Source organism: Pseudomonas sp. R62 (assembly GCF_000257605.1).
Taxonomy (GTDB): domain Bacteria; phylum Pseudomonadota; class Gammaproteobacteria; order Pseudomonadales; family Pseudomonadaceae; genus Aquipseudomonas; species Aquipseudomonas atacamensis.
In genome coordinates this window covers 1-2,125 of sequence record NZ_AHZM01000823.1, presented here as the reverse complement: position 1 = coordinate 2,125, position 2,125 = coordinate 1, and the positions used below count along the sequence as shown (strand labels likewise).

The 2,125-nt window shown below is 55.2% G+C and carries 1 protein-coding gene and 1 pseudogene; both read right to left on the bottom strand.

Annotated features, from left to right (window positions below):
* Window positions 1–1,586: pseudogene (locus tag OQK_RS00265) on the bottom strand (hypothetical protein); the annotation flags it as partial.
* A 322-nt stretch (window positions 1,587–1,908) separates the two neighbouring features.
* Window positions 1,909–2,125 (bottom strand): DUF6124 family protein (locus OQK_RS00260; RefSeq protein WP_016770595.1); only part of this gene is annotated, 217 nt, incomplete at its 5' end.

The following is a 2,125-nucleotide window of genomic DNA, read 5'->3' as shown; positions in this document are numbered from 1 at the left end:
ATAAGCGCTGACTGTGGCAAATTTTGTACGGTGAGGGAAAGTGTCTCGGAAGGCCACTGTTCGCCATCGCGAGTGATGATGTAGCTGACGCTGACGACGTCGCCGAGACTGAACGCCATTAATTGAGGAGAGATATCGTTATTGAGGCCGATCTCGCTGATGGGTTTTGCAGCGGTGACGATGGAGCCTTCGGTGTGTGTACCGGGTTTGGCTGTCCAGCAGACACTGAGCAAATCGGTAGACAGCGTAGTGCCCTGTGGCACGACGATGGTGAGTTTGCTCAGCGCGTCCAGTGGCGCCAAGGTTGTGTCGTTGGCTTGTAAGACGCTGGGTTGTTTCAAGTCCAAGTGAAAGCCGACTACCTGCGCAACGGTGGTATTGGATCTGCCCACCAGATCACCGGGGGAGCCGTCGCCTTTGTCAGGCTCACGCACTTCGTAGAAAACCTTGACCGTGCTGCCTGCGATGATGACTTTCTGGTTTGGCACTTCGATGACGACGAGTTGTTTCTGGCCGAATTCATCCACTATCACCGTGCCGGTTTGTTCATCGACCACATCGGTATGGTCTGGGTGGGTGGCAGTGTAGAACATCCTGACTTGATAACCCGCTTCGAAGCGAGCGTCTGCCGGCACAATGACGACCTTTAGCGGCTGGTCCTTTAATTTGCCCAAGTTGATTTCCGGCGTGTCGCTCGGGTCATTGAGTTGTTCCCGCAGAATTGGTTTTGCAAAGCGGGTTCCATCCAGATCTTCATCGATGATCTGCGGCGGTGACCACTGGGCATCGGGGTCGGCCGAGTTGTTTAGCTGGTCGTAGACCGTAAACAGAAAAGCCATTTTCTTGTCTTGCTGTTTGGCAAGTTCCAGAAATGCCCGGTCTACGTCGAAGTAAATTGTCGTCGGTGTTTCGGAACCGTGATCGGGCGGCTCAGGCGCTTCAGTGGGGCCTACATTGACCTCAAGGATCTTGCCGTTGCACATGAAGGTGATACGGTCATAGGCTCGGCAAAAGGGGTATTGAACAGCCACTCGCGCGGTAACGAAGTCGGGGCCGACACCATTTTTTATCGCGTCAGGCAACAGCAGTTTCAGTTTCGCGTGGCCACCAGGAACGGTTACATCATCTTTCATCCCAGGGCGGATGCGGTTCCAGATATAACTTAACGAAGATGAAGCACCGACGTTTTCGCTGCCGCGCGTGATCGTATAAAACAGGTAAACGACCACGTCATGACGGAACTGGCTCTCTTTTATGTACATCCGAATCGGGGCGTTCACATCTTTTTGAATAGTTGTAGCGTTCAGCAACAGGGGGGTTGTGGTTGAATCCGCAAAATTTGCGTCCTTGACCGGGCCTACCAACGCGGGGTCGAGCGTTGAGTAAAGCCTTACGTCGTCCCCTTCCTGCACAGTGCCTGACAGCGGCGGATCGATATGGATTTGAGCACGTTTAAAGACAAGTTCAGGGGGATAGATGATGACTGCGTGCAGCGGTACACCAATGTCCGCACCTTCGATCGGCCTGGTTTGAAGATGGACCTTGGGCGGGAGCAATTGCAGAACTGTGTTTTCAGTGGAGGACATGGCCATATTTCCTGCGGTGAGTGGCAGGAAGTATCAGAGCCCGAATTCAGGTGAAACACACCTGTCAGATCTGACAGGTATGAGCGGTTTTCTGACGAATGGTCGTCCGGTTAAAGCCATGACTAAGACTGCTCAACGCCGGGGCGGTACAAAGAATTCTGACTTCGAGCCCTGACCACCCTCCTGTACTGGGCGGGCTCGCCCCCCGAAAATTCGGCGGTGTAACCGCAACCTTGTGCGCGACTGGGATCCTTGTGGGCGGACTTGCCCGCGAAGGCGTCGGCACTGCCGGCGCCTTATTCAGAGCCCGTCGCGAGACCCGCTACTGCGGCAACTCCAGATTATCCAGCACCCGATTCACCGCCAGTTCGCCGAGCATGATCAACTGCGCAATCCCCATCAGCGTCCGCCGCTGCGATGGCTTTACCAGCCCGGCGAATTCCTGAGCGATGGTTTTGGCCGACGCAAGCGTTTCGCAGGCGTTGGCCAGCAGGTCTTCATTTTTGGTGTCGGCGGTGACGGCGTACATGGCGCGGGGG